Raw genomic sequence first — 17,663 nt, 5'->3', positions numbered from 1 at the left:
TGGGGATCAGCCCTCGGGGGCCGGACTGGGAAACAGGGCCTCGATGCGCTCCACCTGCACTTCGTCGAGCTGCAGGGTCAGGGCACCCAGGTTCTCTTCCAGCTGTTCGATGGTCGTGGCACCGGTGATCACGCTGCTGACCCAGGGGCGGGTCAGAATCCAGGCCAGCGCAAGCTGGGAAGGCGTGGCACCGAATTCGCGGGCCAGGGCACTGAACTGACGGACCCGGGCGAGCTTGTCCTCCACCAGCAATTGTTCGCGCAACCAGTCGATGCGCCCCAGGCGACTGCCCTCGGGGACACCCGCATCGTACTTGCCGCTGAGCAGGCCGCTGGCCAGGGGACTCCAGACCACCATTCCCATGCCCAGTTCACGGGTGGCCGGTGCGATCTCGTGTTCGACCCTTGAGCGGGTCAACAGATTGTACTGGGGCTGCTCGACGGCAGGGGCGTAGGCACGCCAGTGGTCGGATTCGTAGCGCGCGTCGCTCAGCTGGTCGCCGGTCCACTCGCTGGTCCCCCAGTAGAGGATCTTGCCCTGGCGCACCAGGTCATCCATGGCCCGCAGGGTCTCCTGGAGCGGTGTGTCCTCGTCCCAGCGATGACAGAAGTAGATGTCCAGATAGTCGGTCCCGATGCGCTTCAGGCTCTTCTCCACCGACTCGATGATGTGCTTGCGCGACAGCCCGCGGTCGTTGACATCTTCGGACATGGGCCAGAACACCTTGCTGGAAATCACCAGTTCGTGACGGGGAGTGTCCTTCAGCAGGCGCCCCATCAGACGTTCCGACTCGCCGTGGGCGTAGATGTCGGCAATGTCAAAGAAATTGATGCCGGCCGCGAGGGCGTGATTGATGATGCGCCTGGCCAGCGCTTCATCCTTGAGGGAGCCGCCGAAGGTGGTCCAGCCACCAAGGCTGAGAGCACTCAGGCGCAGACCGCTGGCACACATCTGACGGTAGGACATGGACTGAGTTGTCATGGAAGAATCCTTGATAGCTGAGGTGAGGCCGGCGGAGAGCCAATCTTCTGGGTCAGGGACAACCGGCAGCGAGGCAGTCAAGATGTGAAAGTAAATCAGCAAATTGAAGCTGTGTTCCGCAGGGCCTGCGATCCTCAAGGCCCGTGACGACACGAACGGGGCCCTCCTTCCGGGCCATCAGAGGGCGGCACGTCGTGCCGCCGTGCCCGACAGACACCACAGAAAACGAAACGGTACTCCCGCATGAAACCGAAACAGATCCTGTTCACTGTCCTGATGCTGCTCCTGGGGTGGGTGGCCATGCAGATGCTCATCCGTGCCCGCGAAGCGAAAGTGCGACGACCCGCACCCGCGGTGGAGGTGGTGGTGAACACAATGGTCGCCAAGCCCGGGAACCTGGACACACGGGTCACTGCCTGGGGCCGGGTACGCACCGTGGCCGACATCGAGCTGTTGAGCCAGGCGGAAGGCACTGTGGAAGCCGGTGACAGGGAATTCATGCCCGGGGCCCGTTTCGAACGAGGTGCGGTACTGCTGAAGGTGGATGACCGTCCCGTGCGCCTGAAACTGGAAAGCGCTCGCAGCGATCTGCTGAACAGCCTGACCCGCACGCTGCCCGAGCTGGAGTTCGACGCTCCCGAGGATGGCCCGGCGATGAACGCGTGGCTGGGCGATTTTGATCTGCGCCAGACACTCAAGCCACTGCCCGAGGTCAGTTCCCGCGCGGAACGTCTGCTGTCCCAGGCCGGTGTGATCCGGCTCTGGAACACGGCCCGCGATCTGGAAATCCAGCTGGAGCGCCATGAAATCCGCGCTCCCTTCGACTGTACCGTGATCACCGCCAACCTGCGGCCCGGTGCCACGGCTCGCCTGGGCACGAATGTGGGACGCCTGTTGAACCTGGAGACTCTGGAAGTGGAAATCCAGGTCGCGGGCTCCGACCTCCATCTGATTCGCACCGGTACGGTGGTGGACGTGCGACTGCCCGGAACGGGCGAGATGCTGCGGGGCCGGGTCCAGCGTCTGGGGCAGCGAGTCGATGAAAGCACGCGTACCGTGCCGGTATATGTGCGTATCGCGGACGGCAACGACCGTCTGCTGGAAGGCGCCTTCGTCGAAGCCTTGTTCCAGGGCTCCCGCGTGGACAACGCCCTGCGCATTCCAACCTATACGCTGTCGCAGGAGAACCGGGTCGGTCTGCTCGTGGGAGGTGTTCTCGAGAGGCGATCCGTGAATGTGATCCATACCGAGGGGGACTCCGTGGTCATCCAGGGCGGCTTGGCCGCCGGTGACTCGCTGGTGCTGGACCTGCTGCAGGGAGTCGCCGACGGCACGCGCCTGCGTGATGCGGCAACTCCCCGGCCCCAACCCTCGAGCCCGGAAGGGGCCCGTCCATGAGAGGGATCATCAGCGGTTTCATCCGCTACCCGATCTGGAGCAACGTGCTGATGCTGGTGGTCTTCGCTGCGGGCCTGATCTTCATGCTCAGCATGAACAGTTCGGTCTTCCCCGAGATCCGGCCGGACACGATCACGATCCAGGTTCCGTTCCCGGGCGCTTCGCCCGAGGAGGTGGAAGAGGGCATCGTGTTGCGCCTGGAGCAGACACTCGAGGGACTGGACGGAGTCGAACGGATCACGAGTGTGGCCAACGAGAACCTGGCCTCGCTGACGGTCGAGGTGCAGAAGGGCAGCGACAAGGACCGCGTGCTGGCCGACATCAAGAATGCCATCGATCAGATCACGGCCCTGCCCGAGGACGCCGAGAAGCCGGTGATCTTCGAACAGCGCTTCCGCGGCCGGGCAATCAGCATTGCGCTGTACGGCCCCGCGGATCACGCCACGCTCAAGGATCTGGCCGAGGATTTCCGTGATCGCCTGCTGGAGCAGCCGGGCATTTCCCAGGTCGTGCTGGAAGGACTGCCCGAGCGGGAGATCTCGATCGAAGTCAGCGAAGAAAGCCTGCGGCGCTACGGCCTGACCTTCTCGCAGGTGGCCGCGGCTGTGTCCGGCGGCAACGTCAATCTGACGGGCGGCAAGCTGGACACGCGCAAGGAAGAGTACCTGATCCGGGCCCTCGGGCGTGGATATCAGGTCACGGATTTCCTGGACCTGCCCGTGCGGGGCAACACAGGTGGTGCTGTGGTCCGGCTGGAACAGGTGGCGCGCGTCCAGGAGCGCTGGGAGGACAACCCCAAGCGCGTGCATCACGATGGCAAGCCCGCCGTGCTGGTCAACGTGGACAAGACGATCAGCGAGGACATTCTGGAAGTGGCCGAGATCTGCCACGAGCAGGTGGCCCTGTTCAATGATCAGGGCCTGCCGGTCCAGGCCCGCGCCATCGACGACCGCACCCTGAATCTCAAGGACCGCCTGAATCTGCTGATCAAGAACGGCCTCTTCGGGCTGACCCTGGTGGTGATCTGCCTCTGGTTCTTCCTCAACATCCATGTGTCCTTCTGGGTCGCGCTGGGTGTGCCGTTCTCGTTCTTCGGCATGTTCATCATCGCGGGTCTGGTCCCCATCACCATCAACGTGATCAGTCTCTTCGGCATGATCATCGTGGTGGGTATCCTGGTGGATGATGCGATCGTGGTCTCGGAGAACATCTTCGCGCATCACGAGCGTGGCGCGCCGCCGATCAAGGCCGCCATCGAAGGCACCCTGGAGATGATCTGGCCCGTGCTGACCAGCGTCTCGACCACGATCATCGCCTTCACGCCCTTCTTCTTCCTGGACGGCAATCTGGGCAAGTTCATCTGGCAGGTCGCTCTGGTCGTGATCGCCTGCCTGGCGTTCAGCCTGATCGAATCCTTCCTGATCCTGCCTGCTCACCTGGCCCACTCGAAGAGTCTGCGCAAGGGCGCCACGGTCAATCCCGTGCGCCGTCGCGTGGAAGGATTCATCCGGTACATCACGGTCAGGCTTTACAGCCCCCTGCTCAAATGGGCGTTGCGCAATCCCATGCTGACGCTCTGTTTTCCGGCCGCGATGCTGATGGTGATCTTCGGAATGGTGCGCGGTGGCCAGGTCGGTCTCACATTCTTCCCGTTCATCGATGGCGACAATTTCCCCGTGAACCTGACCCTCAGCAGTGGCAGTCAGGAAGTGGAAACCGAGCGCCAGTTGCAGCGCATCGAAGAGGCTGTGGCCGAGGTCAATCGCGAACTGTCGGCCTCACGGCCCGACAGCCAGATGGTGATCACGGGTGTGACGCGCACCATGGGCAGCAACGATCTGGGCGGCAACGGCGCCAATGCGGGCAAGCTGAACGTGCTGCTGCTGCCCACCGAGCAGCGCAACATGGATTCCTATGTCATCGCCAACCGCATCCGTGATCGCGTGGGAGATGTGCCGGGATCCCGCGCGCTCACATTCGGTCGCGTGGGCACATTCGGCAAGCCGGTGTCAATCAGTCTGCGCAGCCGCGACCAGGCCCAGCTTGAGCTGGCGCGTGACATCCTGCTTGAAGAACTGCACCAGGTGGATGATCTGAAGGACATCACCGACAGCGATCAGGAAGGCCGCCGCGAACTGGTGCTGAGCCTCAAGCCCCAGGCCCGCAGCCTGGGCTATACCCTGCGTGATGTGACCAGCCAGGTGCGACAGGGCTACTTCGGTCTGCAGGCGCAGCGTCTGCAGCGCGGCCAGAACGAACTGAAGGTCTGGGTGCGTTATGGTGAAAAGGAACGCTCCAGCATCGGCGAGCTGCAGAACATGCGCATCACGTCTCCCACGGGCGGAATACACCGTCTTGGTGATCTGGTGACCATCACCTGGGGCAAGGGCATCACCAGCATCCAGCACCAGGATGGTCAGCGCCTGATCACGCTGGAAGCCAGCCTGAACAATGAGAGTGCCGACCTGCCGCCGATTCTTCAGGGCATCAAGGAAACCGCGTTCAAGGCCGTGGCCGAACGTACGCGTGGTGTGACAGTCTCCTTCGAGGGACAGAGTCGCCAGCAGGCCAAGGAGGCGGCCTCGATTCGCCGGACCTTCAGCATTGCCCTGGCGGCCAACTTTCTGCTGCTGGTGCTCGTGTTCCGTTCCTGGGGGCAGGCTGGACTGATCTTCTCGCTGATTCCCCTCAGTCTGATCGGTGTGGTGCTGGGACACTGGATGCACGGCATCCAGTTGAACATGCTGTCCCTGTACGGCATCATCGCGCTGACAGGCATCATCGTCAACGACGGCATCGTCTTCGTGGACCAGATCAACCGCAATCTCAAGTCGGGCATGCTGCTGCTTGACGCGATCCACGGGGCCGGACTCAGCCGCCTGCGACCGATTCTGCTCACCACCATGACCACCACATTCGGACTCGGCCCACTGGTGCTGGAAACCAGCCGCCAGGCCCAGTTCCTGATTCCCATGGCGGTGTCGGTGGCCTGGGGCCTGCTCTTTGGTACCGTGATCCTGCTGCTGGTACTGCCCTGCGGATTCCTGGCACTGAACAATGTGAGACAGATCTGGGCACGCCTTGACGGACGCACTCCACCCCCGGAAGCCCTCGAGCCCTCGGTGCTGGAACTGGAGACGGAGGAGCTGGCATGAACCCGATCCGATGCATCTCGCGCCTGCTGGTTCTGGCCCTGGTGCCGGCAACGACCCTGGCCGCGGCCGTGTTCCACGATGGCACTCCACTCTCCGCGCGGGAAACGGCGCGGCTGGCTCTGGAACAGGGTCCGCGCGGTCTCGTGATCCAGCTGGATTCTCTGTCCGCGGACAAGGGGTTCGCTCTGGGTCGCACTCCCTTTCTGCCGACACTCTCGGCGACTGCAGGTCTCAACGCGGGCCGCACCCTGTCCTCCGGCAGCCATGACGACCTGAACTCACAAACCGGCACGGCGTCGCTGAATCTGAACTGGACCCTGTTCCGCGGGCTGGCCGGGTTGGCCGATTCGCGCCGTGCCACGGCCGAGGCGACACGCGCACGGACCCTGGCCTTCATCGAGGCCGAGAATCTGGCTCTGGAAGCACTTCAGGGCTGGCACGCCCTGCGTGAGGCGGAGCGCGGAGTGGACATCGCCCGGGAGAGCGCGCTGATTTCCCGCGAACGCTACCAGCAGGACAGCCTGCGACGGGCGCTGGGCGCGATTTCACCCCAGGCGCTGCTCAACGCCGAGTTGGCGCTGAACGCCGACCGCAGCGCCCTGCTCGGTCGGGAGCAGGCCCTGAGAGCCGCACAGGCAACACTGGGAACCTTGCTGGGTCTCCCAGCAGGAAGTGTCTGCATCACGGGCGACAGCCTGGCGCTGTCCGCGCTGGCAACCGACGATGCGGAACTGTGCATTCAGGCCAGCACCCAGGGCCCGGCCGCCGAGATCGCCATGCTGGATGCCCGCATTGCCGACCAACGCTCCATGGCCGCCCGCGGCAGTCTGGTACCGCGCCTGGATCTGTCAGGCAGCCTGTCTCACCGTGACGCACGAAGCTGGTATCTGGAGGGCGGGCAGGCACAGCTGGGCAGCCGTTCGGCCACGGCGGGCCTGAGCCTGAACTGGGATCTGTACACGGGCGGTCAATCCAGCGTGACCCGCCAACGGGCGACGATCGCGGCGCGGCAGGCCACCCTGCGCCTGCAGGATACCCGCCTGGAGCTGGAGAACGGCATGCGGGTCGCCCTGGAGGCCTGGCGCACCCTCGACCGGCAACGGGAACTGGCGCAAGCCCGCGTTGAGGTGGCACGGCGCCAGCTGGAACTGCTGCGCCAGCAATACACCCTGGGGGCCGCCAGCTCGCTGGACTTCAGGGATGCTCAGGTCAGCCTGGCCTCGGCGCGGCTCAGCCTGGTGAGCACCGAATCCGACTGGAGCCTTGCCCGCCTGCGGATCGAGCGCCTGCGTGGACAGCTGCTGGACCGAGTCCTGAGCGACTGAAGCCTTTCAGCCTGCCTGCAGGAAAGTTGTGCTGACCCAAGAAATGACTGGCCCCGGTGACGGGGCCTTTCCATATTCGCCCCATCGTCGGGAATCACGCGCTTCCCATTTCATGCAGCAAACATCCACCGCAGGTTGACCGATACAGCCCTGGAACCATTTCCTCAGGGGACGGTTGCAGCCGCGAATTCTGGTCCATGCAGGAGGGGCAATCATGAGCACGCGCTTTCGCAAGGGAGTTCTGGCATCCATCACCGTGCTGTTCTGCCTGGCGGCGAGTTCTGCCTGGGCGGTCGTTGATGACATGCCCATTCCAGCAAAGCTGCAGGCCATGATTCTCAAGAAAGTCGTGGGCTTTGACCAGGCTCTGAGCAAGAAAGTCAGTTTTTCCGTGGGCGTGGTTTACAATTCCGAAAGCCAGCTGATGGCCGACGAAGTGGTCCGTGAGTTCGGCAGCAATGGAGTCAGCGCCGAACTGGTCCGGATGGATGATCTGGAATCAAAGCTGGCCAACTACGATGTGATCTATCTGGCTCCCGGAACCGCCGATGCCAAGTCCGTCATTGATGGCAGCGGCAAGCTGAGCGTCAGCGGGGTCCCCGATTTCGTCAACAGTGGCACTGTCAGCGTGGCCATCGGCGAGGCCAATGGCAAACCCAGCATCCTGATCCATCAGGGACGCCTGTCCCAGGAGCAGCACGAATTTTCCAGCAAGCTGCTCAAACTGGCAACGGTGGTCGGCTGACCTCCGCTCCAGACCCACCCATGATCCTGAACCCCCAAGGGGCACCCATCGGTGCCTCTTTACATTGAGTCCTCGAACTCGTCTCCCCCGCGCTGCCTGAAAATTCTCCCGAACATTCATCCGCCCAGACAGAATCACACCGGGGGATCCTCCGATATGATCCTTGCCTGAGGTCACTGCCCTCAGGATCCAATCAGGCAAGGCAAGCAAGAACAGGGCATGAGATGAACGCTCAGCACAAAGCTCAGATCCGCACGAAACTGGTCAGCGCCACAGGAGGCGTCCTGCTGCTGGTGGCCGTCTTCATGTCGGTATTCTTTCCATGGCGACAGAAGAAATCCATGGTGCACTACATGCAGGACAAGGTTGTGGCCGTGGCACACCTGATGGCCGTGAATGCCGAAGCCGGGCTGATCTTCGAGGACCCCTCGGTGGTCAAGGAGAGCCTGCATGGACTGCGCAGCATCGACGATCTGAGCTGGGGCATGGTGCTGGACGCGCAGAACGCGTGTTTCGTCAGCTACCGGCAACACGATGAAGCGGCCGATGTATCCGACGAGCTGGACCCCGCCCGGATCGCCAGTTGCATGACCGCGATCGCACCGGCTCTCGAAAAGATATCCAAGGGTTCCGCGCAGGAACTGCTGATGCTGGATGAGTATCTGGTGGCTCTGGCACCCGTGACAAGCGGAGACGAACGTCTGGGCACCATGGTGTTGAGTCTGGATCGAAGTCAGCTGAGCAGCGATGTCGCCTCGATCCGTTGGCTCTCGATCGGGATCAGCGCATTGATACTGATCTTTGGAACCTTCGCCTTCGCCAAGATCGCCGACCGCATTTCCAGACCCTTGAAAGTGCTGGAAGAAGCGGCCAACAAGGTGGCCGAGGGTGATACCGAGGTCCAGGTCTCGGTGCTCACGGGCGATGAACTGCAGAGCGTGGGCGACGCCTTCAACAAGATGGTGCTGAAGATCCAGGAGGCGCTCGAGGAAAGCGCCCAGAAGACCCGACTGGCCGAGGATGCGCTGGGCCAGGTGGAAACGCAGCAGCAGGAAACCGCGGACAAGGCCCGTCTGGCCGAGCAGGCCGCCAACGATGCGGAATCGGCCCGCCAGGAAATCCTGCGCCAGCAGGAGTACATGCAGGCCCAGATCGAGGAACTGCTGCACGCAATGGACCAGGTGGCCGACGGCAGTCTGACCATCAACCTGGTGAACACCCAGAATGATGAATTCACGCGCCTCTTCAATGGATTCAACCGCACCGTGGTGAACCTGCGCGGCACCATCGAGAAGGTGGCCAACACGGCCGAAAGCCTGCATCGCAGCTCGGGCCAGCTGATGGAAGTCAGCGAAGCCATGAGTGGCAATGCCGAAACCGCGTCGCGCGAAGCTGAAAGTGCCGCCGGCGCGACCCGCGAAGTGGATGAGAACATCCAGACCGTGGCCTCCGCCACCACCGAGATGGGCGCCAGCATCCAGGAGATCTCCCAGAACGCCTCCAAGGCCGCGCGGATCGCCTCCACGGCGGTGAACACGGCCAGGGACACGACGGGCACCATTGGCAAGCTGGGCGAAAGCAGCGCGGAAATCGGCAAGGTGATCAAGATCATCACGGGCATCGCCGAACAGACCAACCTGCTGGCGCTGAACGCCACCATCGAGGCTGCCCGCGCGGGAGAAGCCGGCAAGGGCTTCGCCGTGGTGGCCAACGAGGTCAAGGAGCTGGCCAAGGAAACCGCCAAGGCCACTGAGGATGTGGGGCGCCAGATCGCCAACATCCAGTCCGATACGGGACACGCCATTGAAGCCATTTCACAGATCTCGGCCATCATCACGGAAATCAGCGACCTGCAGAACAGCATCGCCAGTGCCATCGAGGAGCAGAGCGTGACCACCTCCGAGATCGGCCGCAACGTGACCATGGCCGCCCAGGGCAGCACGACCATCGCGGCAAACATGAACTCGGTGACCGACGCCGCCCAGTCGACCACGGAAGGCGCGACCAACACCATGAGTGCGGCCCGCCAGATGTCGGAAATGTCCGCCGCCCTGGAACAGCTGGTGCGACAGTTCAGCTTCTGAGCCGTGCGCACCGCCGCGAAGCACCGGCGCAGATCACGACCCCAAACCCCCGATCGCCCACGCGACCGGGGGTTTTCTCCGTCTGTTTTCCGACTTGCCGCACCACTGGCGAATCCGCACATTGAGCGCTTCGCCTGCGCGACTCGCGCGCAGCGCGTGTGTGTCATCCGCCTTCGCCCGATGCACGCCCTTGCGGGGCGTTTGTCATTTCAGAACGGAAATCTCCCATGATCGAGGTCCGCAATCTCAGCAAGGACTTTGTGGTTCACCGCAAGCAACCGGGCCTGCTGGGCAGCATCCGCTCACTCTTCGTGCGGGACCGGGTGGTGAAACACGCCGTGCGCGATGTCAGCTTCTCGATCGGCGAGGGGGAAATCGTGGGACTGGTGGGAGCCAACGGCGCGGGCAAGACCACCCTGGTGAAGATGCTCTCGGGCATCATCCATCCCACGGCCGGCAGCATGTCGGTGCTGGGTCACGACCCCTGGAAGCGCGACAACGAGTTCCGCCGCCGGATTGCGCTGATCATGGGCCAGAAGGCCCAGCTCTGGTGGGATCTGCCCGCCGCCGATTGTTTCCTGCTGCTGCGCGAGATCTACCAGATTCCCGAGGCACAGTACCGTGAGACACTGGACTGGCTCTGCGATGCCCTGCGCGTGAAGGGCGAGATCAACTTCCAGATCCGTCGTCTCTCGCTGGGCGAGCGGATGAAGATGGAGCTGATCGCCGCCCTGCTGCATCGCCCGCGGGTGGTGTTTCTGGACGAACCCACCATTGGCCTGGATCTGGGTGCCCAGCGCGCGATTCGCGATTTCCTGCTGCAGTACCGCGAGCAGCATCGCCCGGCGATGATTCTCACCAGCCACTATATGGAAGACATCGAACGGCTCTGCCAGCGCATCATCATCATCCGCGACGGGTCCTTCGTGTACGACGGCCCGCTGGATCAGGTGGTGCGCAGCTACGCCAACCACAAGCTGGTGGTGGCGCACCTGCGCCCCCTCGAAGCCGGAGAGGAACTGCCCGACCCCGCCAGTCTGCAAGGCGAGGTACAGGAGAGCGGCCCCGATGTGATTAGGGTCAAGGTGGACCGTTCGCGTGTGACGGCGGTGGCCCAGCAGCTGCTCAGCGGCTGGCCAGTGGCCGACCTCAACATCGAGGAAGTGGACATCGGCACGGTCATCGAGCAGATCTTCAACGAGACCACGGCGGTGCGTCAGTGAGTCCGGCCCTCTTCCTTTCGGTCTTCAGCCTGGAAGCGCGCAAGCTGATGAGCTACCGCGCCGACTTCTGGATCAACTCGGTGCTGGGTTTCGTGGCCCACTACGGAGTGATGTACTTCCTCTGGCAGGCCCTGTACCGGGAAAGTGGCCAGACGACGATCCGTGGCTGGACTTTCGGGATGATGATCCTGTACTACGTGCTGGCGATCCTGGTGGGCAAGCTGGTGCGTGGGGCCGAGCACCTGGGTGACATTGCCCAGGACATCTACGATGGCGGCCTGAACCGCTACATCATCTACCCCACCAGCTATTTCCGCTTCAAGTACGCCCAGCATCTGGGCAATGTGGTGCCCGCCGTGGTGCAGCTGGTGTTGTTCACGGCACTGTACCTGATGATTCTGCCCATTCCCGCCGAGGCCAACATCAGCGTCGGGTCGGTGCTGATGGCGCTGCCCTCGATCATGCTGGGCAACTTTCTGTACTACACGCTGATGGCTCCGTTGCAGATGGTGGCCTTCTGGGCCGACAACGTCTGGAGCCTGAATGTGCTCTTCCGTTTTGCCAGTGGGCTGCTGGGAGGCACGATGCTGCCGCTGAGCCTGTTTCCCGAATGGGGCCAGCGCATTCTGGTCTGGCTGCCCTTCAGGCAGCTCTTCTCCGAGCCGGTGCTGATCCTGCTGGGCCAGCACAGCACGGGCGCATGGCTGCGCTCGCTGCTGGTGACCTTGCTCTGGATCGGCGTGGCCTGGGTGCTGCAGAACGCGCTCTGGCACAAGGGAAAGCATGTCTACACGGGAGTGGGAATCTGATGCGATACCTGCGCCTGTACCTGTACTTTCTGCGATTCTCATTCAGCCGCGCGATGGAGTTCCGGCTGGATTTCTGGTTTCGCATCGTGATGGACTGCACCTTCTACGCGGTGCAGATCATCTTCTTTCGTGTGCTCTACACGCAGACCGGGTTTCTGGGAGGCTGGAGTTTCGAGCAGTCGCTGGTGTTCATCTGCGGTTTCTTCCTGATCGATGCGATTCACATGACCGTGTTCGCCAACAACCTCTGGTGGCTGCCCATCCTCATCAACAAGGGCGATCTGGACTATTATCTGCTGCGCCCGATCAGTTCGCTGTATTTCCTGAGTCTGCGGGATTTCGCGGCCAACAGTTTCGTGAACCTGATCATCGCCGCGGGCCTGCTGGCCTGGGCGCTGAGCAGCTATCCAGGCACGCTGGGCACCGTTCCGGTGATCCTCTTTCTGCTGGGGGTGATCAACGGCAGCCTGCTGTACTACATCCTGCACATCTGTTTCCTGATACCCGTCTTCTGGCTGCACAGCAACCGGGGCCTGGGAGACATCTTCTTCACGCTGCAGAGCTATGCCGAGCGGCCCGACAGAATCTTCAGCGGCTATGTGCGTCGCCTGCTTGTGACCGCCCTGCCCTTCTCGCTGATCGTGAGCTTTCCCACCCGGGTTCTCTTCGAAGGCCTCACCCTGCGCCTGCTGTTGCACATCAGCGGAGTCACCCTGCTGGCCTTCCTGTTCCTGCTCTGGCTGTGGAACAGGGGCATGCGGGCCTACAGCTCGGCCTCGTCCTGAGTTCCACTCCACTCAGCTCCCCCGCAAGTTCCGCTGCATATCCGGGCAGGCAATCATTGATCGCGCTGCTCTCAAGCCTCGCCAGCACAGGTTGGCCTCAACAGGGCGCTGCTGCTGGAAGCTTCCTTGACCTTTGCTGTCCCGGACTGATTGGCGGCTCCCCCTTCACCATCCCTGAAGGAACCCCCACCCGGCTGCCCCCTGAACGCGATCTGCCTTTGCCCACAGCCCAGCTTGGACGGAGCCCGGATTCGCGGATCCGCCAGTCCATGGATTCATTCGATCAATCGAAATGATGGGTGAGATGGCCCATTTTGATTGAACTTTCTTGGCAATTCACTGCGATCCCCGCCTATGGCCTTGATTCTGTTCATGTTGAAGAGATGGCCTGAATCCTGCATGTATTCCCGTATGAGACGACCTGTCCCGTCTCCGCCCTGGCACTCGGTAGCCCACTTTCCTGTCCCGCCAGGAGGCGTTGGCGGGTGAGGGCCCTCATCGCACTGTTGATCCGTGCCGTGAAGGGCCGGGGCCGCCGGGTACCAGCTCAACCATGCAGAGGAAGGAGCCATTGTGATGCGGCCTTCCCGGATGCCATGCGACACTTCGAACTCGACTCAGTCACACTCACTACCGAATGGCACACCGTGCCGCAAATTGACAGGCAACATCATGACGTACAGCAATCGTTTGGTCATGGGTCTTGCAGTCGTCGGGGGATTGGCATCCATCGCCCATGCCATCTCCCTGACCGACTACACCTTTCCCACGAGTACCACACAACAGGCCTATGTGAACGGCACTTTCAACGCCGACGGCAACTCAACGGACACGACCCAGGTCGGCTACAACTTCGGCGGCTCAGGCAGTTACTGGCTGGCACTGCGCTCCCTGCCCTTCAGTTATGACGTGACGGCCGGTGCCAGCGCCAGCACCAACCGGGCCACCGCGGACGGAGCCTCGGCCGAAAACGCCTGGGATGTCAACGTGGCCACCACCCTGGACAAGTACCTGCGCAACGACGAGAAGTTCTTTGTCTACGGTGCCGCCGCCGTGGACTATCGCAAGCTGGCTTTCGAAGACAAGGCAGATGATCCTCGTGTCGATGTTGAAGCGGGCATGGGTTTCGGGCGCACGATCAACGCCACCGTGTTGAAACAGGCCGTTCGCATGGATGAGGACTTCGTGAAGTACGGCATCACCACGCGTGGAATGCCCGATGCCGCCCTGCTGAGCCTGGCCGCGATCATCGACCGCGAAGACGAGTTCCGCAGCCAGTACGGCCCCGTGGAATACCGCAAGTACTGGTACGCCGAAATGGAAAACATCCTCGTGGATGCCGGTGTGATGGCCACCTCGTCCCTGGGTGCCATGGGTGTGTTGCGCATCCAGGAAGTTCTGGTGGAGCCCTCGGCCCAGCGCTGGCACGGTTGGAAGGCACGGGCAGGCGTCGGTGCGCGCATCTCGGATTATGACGGTTCCAGTGGTGACCCCACCCTCACGGCGCGCCTCGACTGGCACCGGCCGATAGGCATGGACCTGCAGATCACCAACAGCACGGCTCTCTCGACCGTGCTGTCCAGTGATGTGGTCTACACCCTTGAGGATCTGTTCCGCGTGGATTACGAGATCTCAAACCGCATTGATTGGTACAACAGTCTCACGGCCCGGATGGACATTCCGACCGCGACCGACGCGGAGAACAACCTGGAAGCCACACTGTCCAGCACCTTCCTCTTCTATCTGGAAAACCAGCTCTCCTTCAATCCGGAAGTGCAGTTCCGCTGGCGCGATGACGGCATCGTGGACGCGGAATGGGACTGGGTGATCCTGGGCGGCATCACATACCGTCTGAAATAGCTGGAGAAGTCGTGTTCTGCGGGACGAAGGGTCTCCGCGGATTGGGCATGTCATACAAGGGACCGGCGCGGGGCAATGACCCTGCCGTCCGGTGGGCCACACAACAACGGAAACGAGGACATCATGGAATCAACTGGCAACGAAAAGATCGTGGAAGCCCTGAAACTGCTGGATACTGCGGCAAAGGACAAGAAGGACGAGCTGCGTGAGCTGTTGAACAACCGCTATTCGCACCTGAAGAGCGCGCTGGCCGACACCGAGTACACGGTGATCGAACGCCTGACCAGCACACTCAAGGATCAGATCGAGACGCTGGTCAACGCCAGGAATCAGGGCCAGGCCAAAGTTCGCGAAGCCGCGGGCAATGTGGACGAGCATGTTCACACCAATCCCTGGCCCTACCTCGGCGGCGCGGCTGTGATTTCGCTGCTGGGTGGCTACCTGATGGGGCTCAAGATGAGTTCGAACAACCGGAACGCAAGTTGAGACGTCTCCTCTACACCGTGTTGAGCCGTGTGTCGCAGAGCGTCTTCACGCCTTACGTCACGGTGCTGCTGGATCTGCTGCGCATCGAAGCGGCGGCCGAGGTGGTGCGCGGTGTGCGTGTCCTGCGCATGCTCTTTCTGAGCGGGTTGGCCACGGCCTTGATGGTTGTGCTGGCAACGGCAGGCTTCGTGTTGGTGCACTTCGCACTGTACGCCTTGCTGCCGGTGCCGGCGAACTCAATCGTGATGCTTGCGCTGGGGGCACTGTACCTCCTGACCGCCATTCTGGTGCTGCGCTGGATCAGCCTGGAGAAAACCTGGCTGAAGTACTCGGGAGCCAAGCGTGGAATGGACCAGGCCACCGGGAAGGTGCCACGCGATTGAAGCCGGCCATGCCCATCTTTCGCACGTGCGAATCGATCTGGTCGGGAAGGGCATTGACTCCTGTTGCTGCATCACACCCTGCCTGAACGCTCAGCATTTCGTTTCCGGCGCACTGGCCAGCACGGTGAGTGCGGGCATGCGGGGCTGACGCGCGATGCTCACATTCAGCTCCTGAATTCCCGAAGCGGCCATGAGGGAGGCCGGACTGGAATCCCTGATCTGGATCACGGGATTGCAGCGAGCCAACAACGAAGCCCGTCACTTCGTGCCCATCGGTTCCAACGGGTTCTACCAGCGAGGTGGTGAGCGTGCCCGCTTCGACCAGCAGCCGATTGACGTGCAGACCATGGTCTCGGCCTGCCTTGAAGCTTGGCGGGTCAGCGGAGACGAACGCTGGCGCAAGGAAGCCCGCCGCACCTTCGAGTGGTTTCTTGGCCGCAACGACCTGGGACTGCCGATCTATGACCCCACCACCGGTGGCTGTCGTGAGGGCCTGCACCCTGATCGTGTGAACGAGAACCAGGGCGCCGAATCGACTCTGTCCTTCCTGCAGGCGCTGATGGAGCTGCGACTTGCGGAGCACACGGTCCTTGCACAGTCAGGCAGCACACCATGACCGTGATGCCCATTGGCCTGCACGGATTGCAGCACCGGAACACATGGTGGCGCAGAATGCAGTCAGGACGGAAATGATGAACCGGGATCAGTGGGGGGGCAGGTGGGCTCAGCTCAAGGGGCTGGCCAGGATGATCCGGGGAAATTTGACACACAACGAATACCAGCGGGTCCTGGGATCGACCGTGCTGCTGCTCGGCATCATGCAGCAGCATGTCGGCGACAGGCGCGCGGTGCAGAAGGCCAAGCTGGACAACTTCTGATCGGGACCTACCACGCGGCGCGATTTCCAGAGATCGCGCTGTGTTTTCCCGACCGGAGAATGAAGTGACAGGAGTTCCTGGAAAGGCACGCGGCCAGACTTCCACTCCTGCGACCACGATGGCCAGGGCGGATTCCATGGCAGGACGCAAGTCCGTCCGCTTGCCATGCGGACGGCCGGCAGTGCTCTCGTGCGCGTGCCCCGTGCCCGGGTCCCGGACACTTCCATTCCTGCCGTTCCAGTACCGTGACCCCGCCCACTCCCCACATGGTACAATTCACTCAGTCACGTGATATTGAGCACGAACCCGCGAGGATCGTGGAAATCCGGGTGTGGCATTGGATGCACGAGCGCCCAATGAGTGGGCCCTGAGCCCGCCGTATCCAGCACGGCGCACACACCCAGTCGCAGGGGTCCGTCCGCAAGTCCCAGAGGTTCCAGCGGCAATTCCGCCGTCAACTCACCGCCATTGGCACGACGGATGAACTGGAACGCCAGCTCCTGCGGAGTCCACCCGGAATCGGCCGTCTGACGCGTCTCCCGGAAGTGCAGCAGGTTCCAGTGTCCCGCTGGTGAGAGATTCAATTCGTGGTAAGAAGAGTGACCCGGCTGGGCAAGGAAGAGCTCGAAGCAGGTGGTCCGCCAGAGACCGTCACGACGCTCCGGGTGCTCCGCGATGTCGGGAAGCAGCACCTCTGCCTGTGGATCACGCAGGTGAAAGGACAGCGACAGGATTCCAGCCGAGCGCGAAAGCCGGACCTGGAGATCCAGGTCCGGCAGACGGGTCTGTGACGGATGGGGTTCAAGCCTCAGCATGAGAACTCCCTGACACTGCGTGTTCCGTGCAGCGTCCGCGGCTGACTCAGGACTTGTCCGGACGCGGCTCGAGCGTCATTTCCGAGAGGCGATTCTCCCTGTAGGCCGAGAGGCTGTCGGAGAGAGCACCCCAGGCCATCTGGCTGCCTGCGGAATCCGCGCTGAAGGCCAGGGTGCTGCTGGCCATGAAACCCGTGGCACGGGCATCCGCGATGGCTGCCATGTCGGCACTGAGAAACACGAATTGCCAGCCGTGCGATTCGCGGCGTTCCTCGATCAGGGCCCTCACGCGCGCGTGGGTGAATTCGCGACTGCTGTTCTCCTCGCCGTCGGTCACCACCACGAAGACAATGCGGCCCGGTCGTTCGGCGGCGCCAAGAGCCTCCAGGCTGCCGTCCAGATCGAGAATGCCGCGCCCCATGGCATCCAGCAGGGGAGTGGCGCCCCGGGGCACGAAGGTCTCGCGGGTCAGACGGGGCACCAGCGGCAGGGGCAGGAAGTGATGCACACGCTCGAAGGGGTCCTCGCTGTCGAACTGCACCAGGGTCAGGCTGGCCCGGCCGGCCGTGTTCCGCTGGGAATCGAGGAAGGCATTGAAGCCGCCGATGGTGTCGTTGCGGATGGCCTCCATCGATCCGGTGCGATCCAGAATCACGGTGATGTGGGTCAGGTCCTCTCTCATGGTCTACCTCCAGGGTGTTGCTGGATGCCTGCTGCATGCTTGCGCGCTCGACGG

At 62.5% G+C, this 17,663-nt stretch carries 15 protein-coding genes and 1 pseudogene; 13 read left to right on the top strand and 3 right to left on the bottom strand.

Translation table 11 applies throughout. The features are described 5' to 3' along the window. Positions 1–6: 6 nt before the first annotated feature. A complete protein-coding gene (locus H6678_08050; protein ID MCB9473747.1) occupies positions 7–966 on the bottom strand; it encodes an aldo/keto reductase in 960 nt (319 codons plus the stop codon). 258 nt (positions 967–1,224) lie between these two features. Between H6678_08050 and H6678_08045 the strand changes: the two genes are divergently transcribed. The 13 genes and pseudogenes from H6678_08045 (at position 1,225) to H6678_07985 (ending at position 16,112) form a co-directional block, all read left to right on the top strand. Further along, a complete protein-coding gene (locus H6678_08045) occupies positions 1,225–2,379 on the top strand; it encodes an efflux RND transporter periplasmic adaptor subunit (protein ID MCB9473746.1) in 1,155 nt (384 codons plus the stop codon). Beyond that, positions 2,376–5,534, top strand: coding sequence for an efflux RND transporter permease subunit (locus H6678_08040; GenBank protein ID MCB9473745.1), 3,159 nt, complete (start codon positions 2,376–2,378; stop codon positions 5,532–5,534). Before H6678_08045 ends, H6678_08040 begins: the two co-directional genes overlap by 4 nt. Beyond that, positions 5,531–6,859 carry a TolC family protein gene (locus H6678_08035; GenBank protein ID MCB9473744.1) on the top strand — a complete coding sequence of 443 codons (1,329 nt, stop codon included), beginning with the start codon at positions 5,531–5,533 and terminating at the stop codon, positions 6,857–6,859. Before H6678_08040 ends, H6678_08035 begins: the two co-directional genes overlap by 4 nt. A 214-nt stretch (positions 6,860–7,073) precedes the next feature. Then, a complete protein-coding gene (locus H6678_08030) occupies positions 7,074–7,604 on the top strand; it encodes a DUF4154 domain-containing protein (protein ID MCB9473743.1) in 531 nt (176 codons plus the stop codon). Positions 7,605–7,828: 224 nt separating this feature from the next. Continuing rightward, entirely contained in the window at positions 7,829–9,688 is a 1,860-nt protein-coding gene (locus H6678_08025) for a HAMP domain-containing protein (protein ID MCB9473742.1), read from the top strand. Positions 9,689–9,915: 227 nt separating this feature from the next. Continuing rightward, positions 9,916–10,911: an ATP-binding cassette domain-containing protein gene (locus H6678_08020; protein MCB9473741.1), complete on the top strand. Its 996-nt coding sequence runs from the start codon at positions 9,916–9,918 to the stop codon at positions 10,909–10,911. Next, positions 10,908–11,720, top strand: a complete 813-nt coding sequence (locus tag H6678_08015) for an ABC-2 family transporter protein (GenBank protein MCB9473740.1) — start codon at positions 10,908–10,910, stop codon at positions 11,718–11,720. Before H6678_08020 ends, H6678_08015 begins: the two co-directional genes overlap by 4 nt. After that, positions 11,720–12,505 carry an ABC-2 family transporter protein gene (locus H6678_08010; protein ID MCB9473739.1) on the top strand — a complete coding sequence of 262 codons (786 nt, stop codon included), beginning with the start codon at positions 11,720–11,722 and terminating at the stop codon, positions 12,503–12,505. The genes H6678_08015 and H6678_08010 overlap by 1 nt, the downstream gene beginning before the upstream one ends. 672 nt (positions 12,506–13,177) lie before the next feature. Further along, entirely contained in the window at positions 13,178–14,365 is a 1,188-nt protein-coding gene (locus tag H6678_08005; protein ID MCB9473738.1) for a hypothetical protein, read from the top strand. Between the two features lie 75 nt (positions 14,366–14,440). Continuing rightward, positions 14,441–14,851, top strand: coding sequence for a DUF883 domain-containing protein (locus H6678_08000; GenBank protein MCB9473737.1), 411 nt, complete (start codon positions 14,441–14,443; stop codon positions 14,849–14,851). Then, positions 14,848–15,234, top strand: coding sequence for a hypothetical protein (locus tag H6678_07995; GenBank protein ID MCB9473736.1), 387 nt, complete (start codon positions 14,848–14,850; stop codon positions 15,232–15,234). The genes H6678_08000 and H6678_07995 overlap by 4 nt, the downstream gene beginning before the upstream one ends. Positions 15,235–15,409: 175 nt before the next feature. Continuing rightward, positions 15,410–15,850 (top strand): annotated as a pseudogene (locus H6678_07990) (glycosyl transferase family 1). A gap of 46 nt (positions 15,851–15,896) precedes the next feature. Beyond that, entirely contained in the window at positions 15,897–16,112 is a 216-nt protein-coding gene (locus H6678_07985) for a hypothetical protein (protein ID MCB9473735.1), read from the top strand. A gap of 284 nt (positions 16,113–16,396) precedes the next feature. Here the strand turns inward: H6678_07985 and H6678_07980 are convergent, their stop codons facing one another. After that, positions 16,397–16,927 (bottom strand): DOMON-like domain-containing protein, encoded by a 531-nt coding sequence (locus H6678_07980; protein MCB9473734.1) that lies wholly within the window; start codon positions 16,925–16,927, stop codon positions 16,397–16,399. Between the two features lie 46 nt (positions 16,928–16,973). Then, positions 16,974–17,471, bottom strand: a complete 498-nt coding sequence (locus H6678_07975; protein MCB9473733.1) for a hypothetical protein — start codon at positions 17,469–17,471, stop codon at positions 16,974–16,976. Between the last annotated feature and the right edge of the window lie 192 nt (positions 17,472–17,663).

This window comes from Candidatus Delongbacteria bacterium (assembly GCA_020634015.1).
Lineage (GTDB): Bacteria > CAIWAD01 > CAIWAD01 > CAIWAD01 > CAIWAD01 > JACKCN01.
Note: the sequence above shows the minus strand (reverse complement) of the source record. Positions and strands in the feature narration are given on the sequence as shown.

Excerpts from the sequence above, each read along its gene's own strand:
- H6678_08050 (MCB9473747.1), bottom strand. The coding sequence starts at position 966 with ATGTCCTACCGTCAGATGTGTGCCAGCGGTCTGCGCCTGAGTGCTCTC.
- H6678_08045 (MCB9473746.1), top strand. The coding sequence starts at position 1,225 with ATGAAACCGAAACAGATCCTGTTCACTGTCCTGATGCTGCTCCTGGGG.
- H6678_08040 (MCB9473745.1), top strand. The coding sequence starts at position 2,376 with ATGAGAGGGATCATCAGCGGTTTCATCCGCTACCCGATCTGGAGCAAC.
- H6678_08035 (MCB9473744.1), top strand. The coding sequence starts at position 5,531 with ATGAACCCGATCCGATGCATCTCGCGCCTGCTGGTTCTGGCCCTGGTG.
- H6678_08030 (MCB9473743.1), top strand. The coding sequence starts at position 7,074 with ATGAGCACGCGCTTTCGCAAGGGAGTTCTGGCATCCATCACCGTGCTG.
- H6678_08025 (MCB9473742.1), top strand. The coding sequence starts at position 7,829 with ATGAACGCTCAGCACAAAGCTCAGATCCGCACGAAACTGGTCAGCGCC.
- H6678_08020 (MCB9473741.1), top strand. The coding sequence starts at position 9,916 with ATGATCGAGGTCCGCAATCTCAGCAAGGACTTTGTGGTTCACCGCAAG.
- H6678_08010 (MCB9473739.1), top strand. The coding sequence starts at position 11,720 with ATGCGATACCTGCGCCTGTACCTGTACTTTCTGCGATTCTCATTCAGC.
- H6678_08005 (MCB9473738.1), top strand. The coding sequence starts at position 13,178 with ATGACGTACAGCAATCGTTTGGTCATGGGTCTTGCAGTCGTCGGGGGA.
- H6678_08000 (MCB9473737.1), top strand. The coding sequence starts at position 14,441 with ATGACCCTGCCGTCCGGTGGGCCACACAACAACGGAAACGAGGACATC.
- H6678_07980 (MCB9473734.1), bottom strand. The coding sequence starts at position 16,927 with ATGCTGAGGCTTGAACCCCATCCGTCACAGACCCGTCTGCCGGACCTG.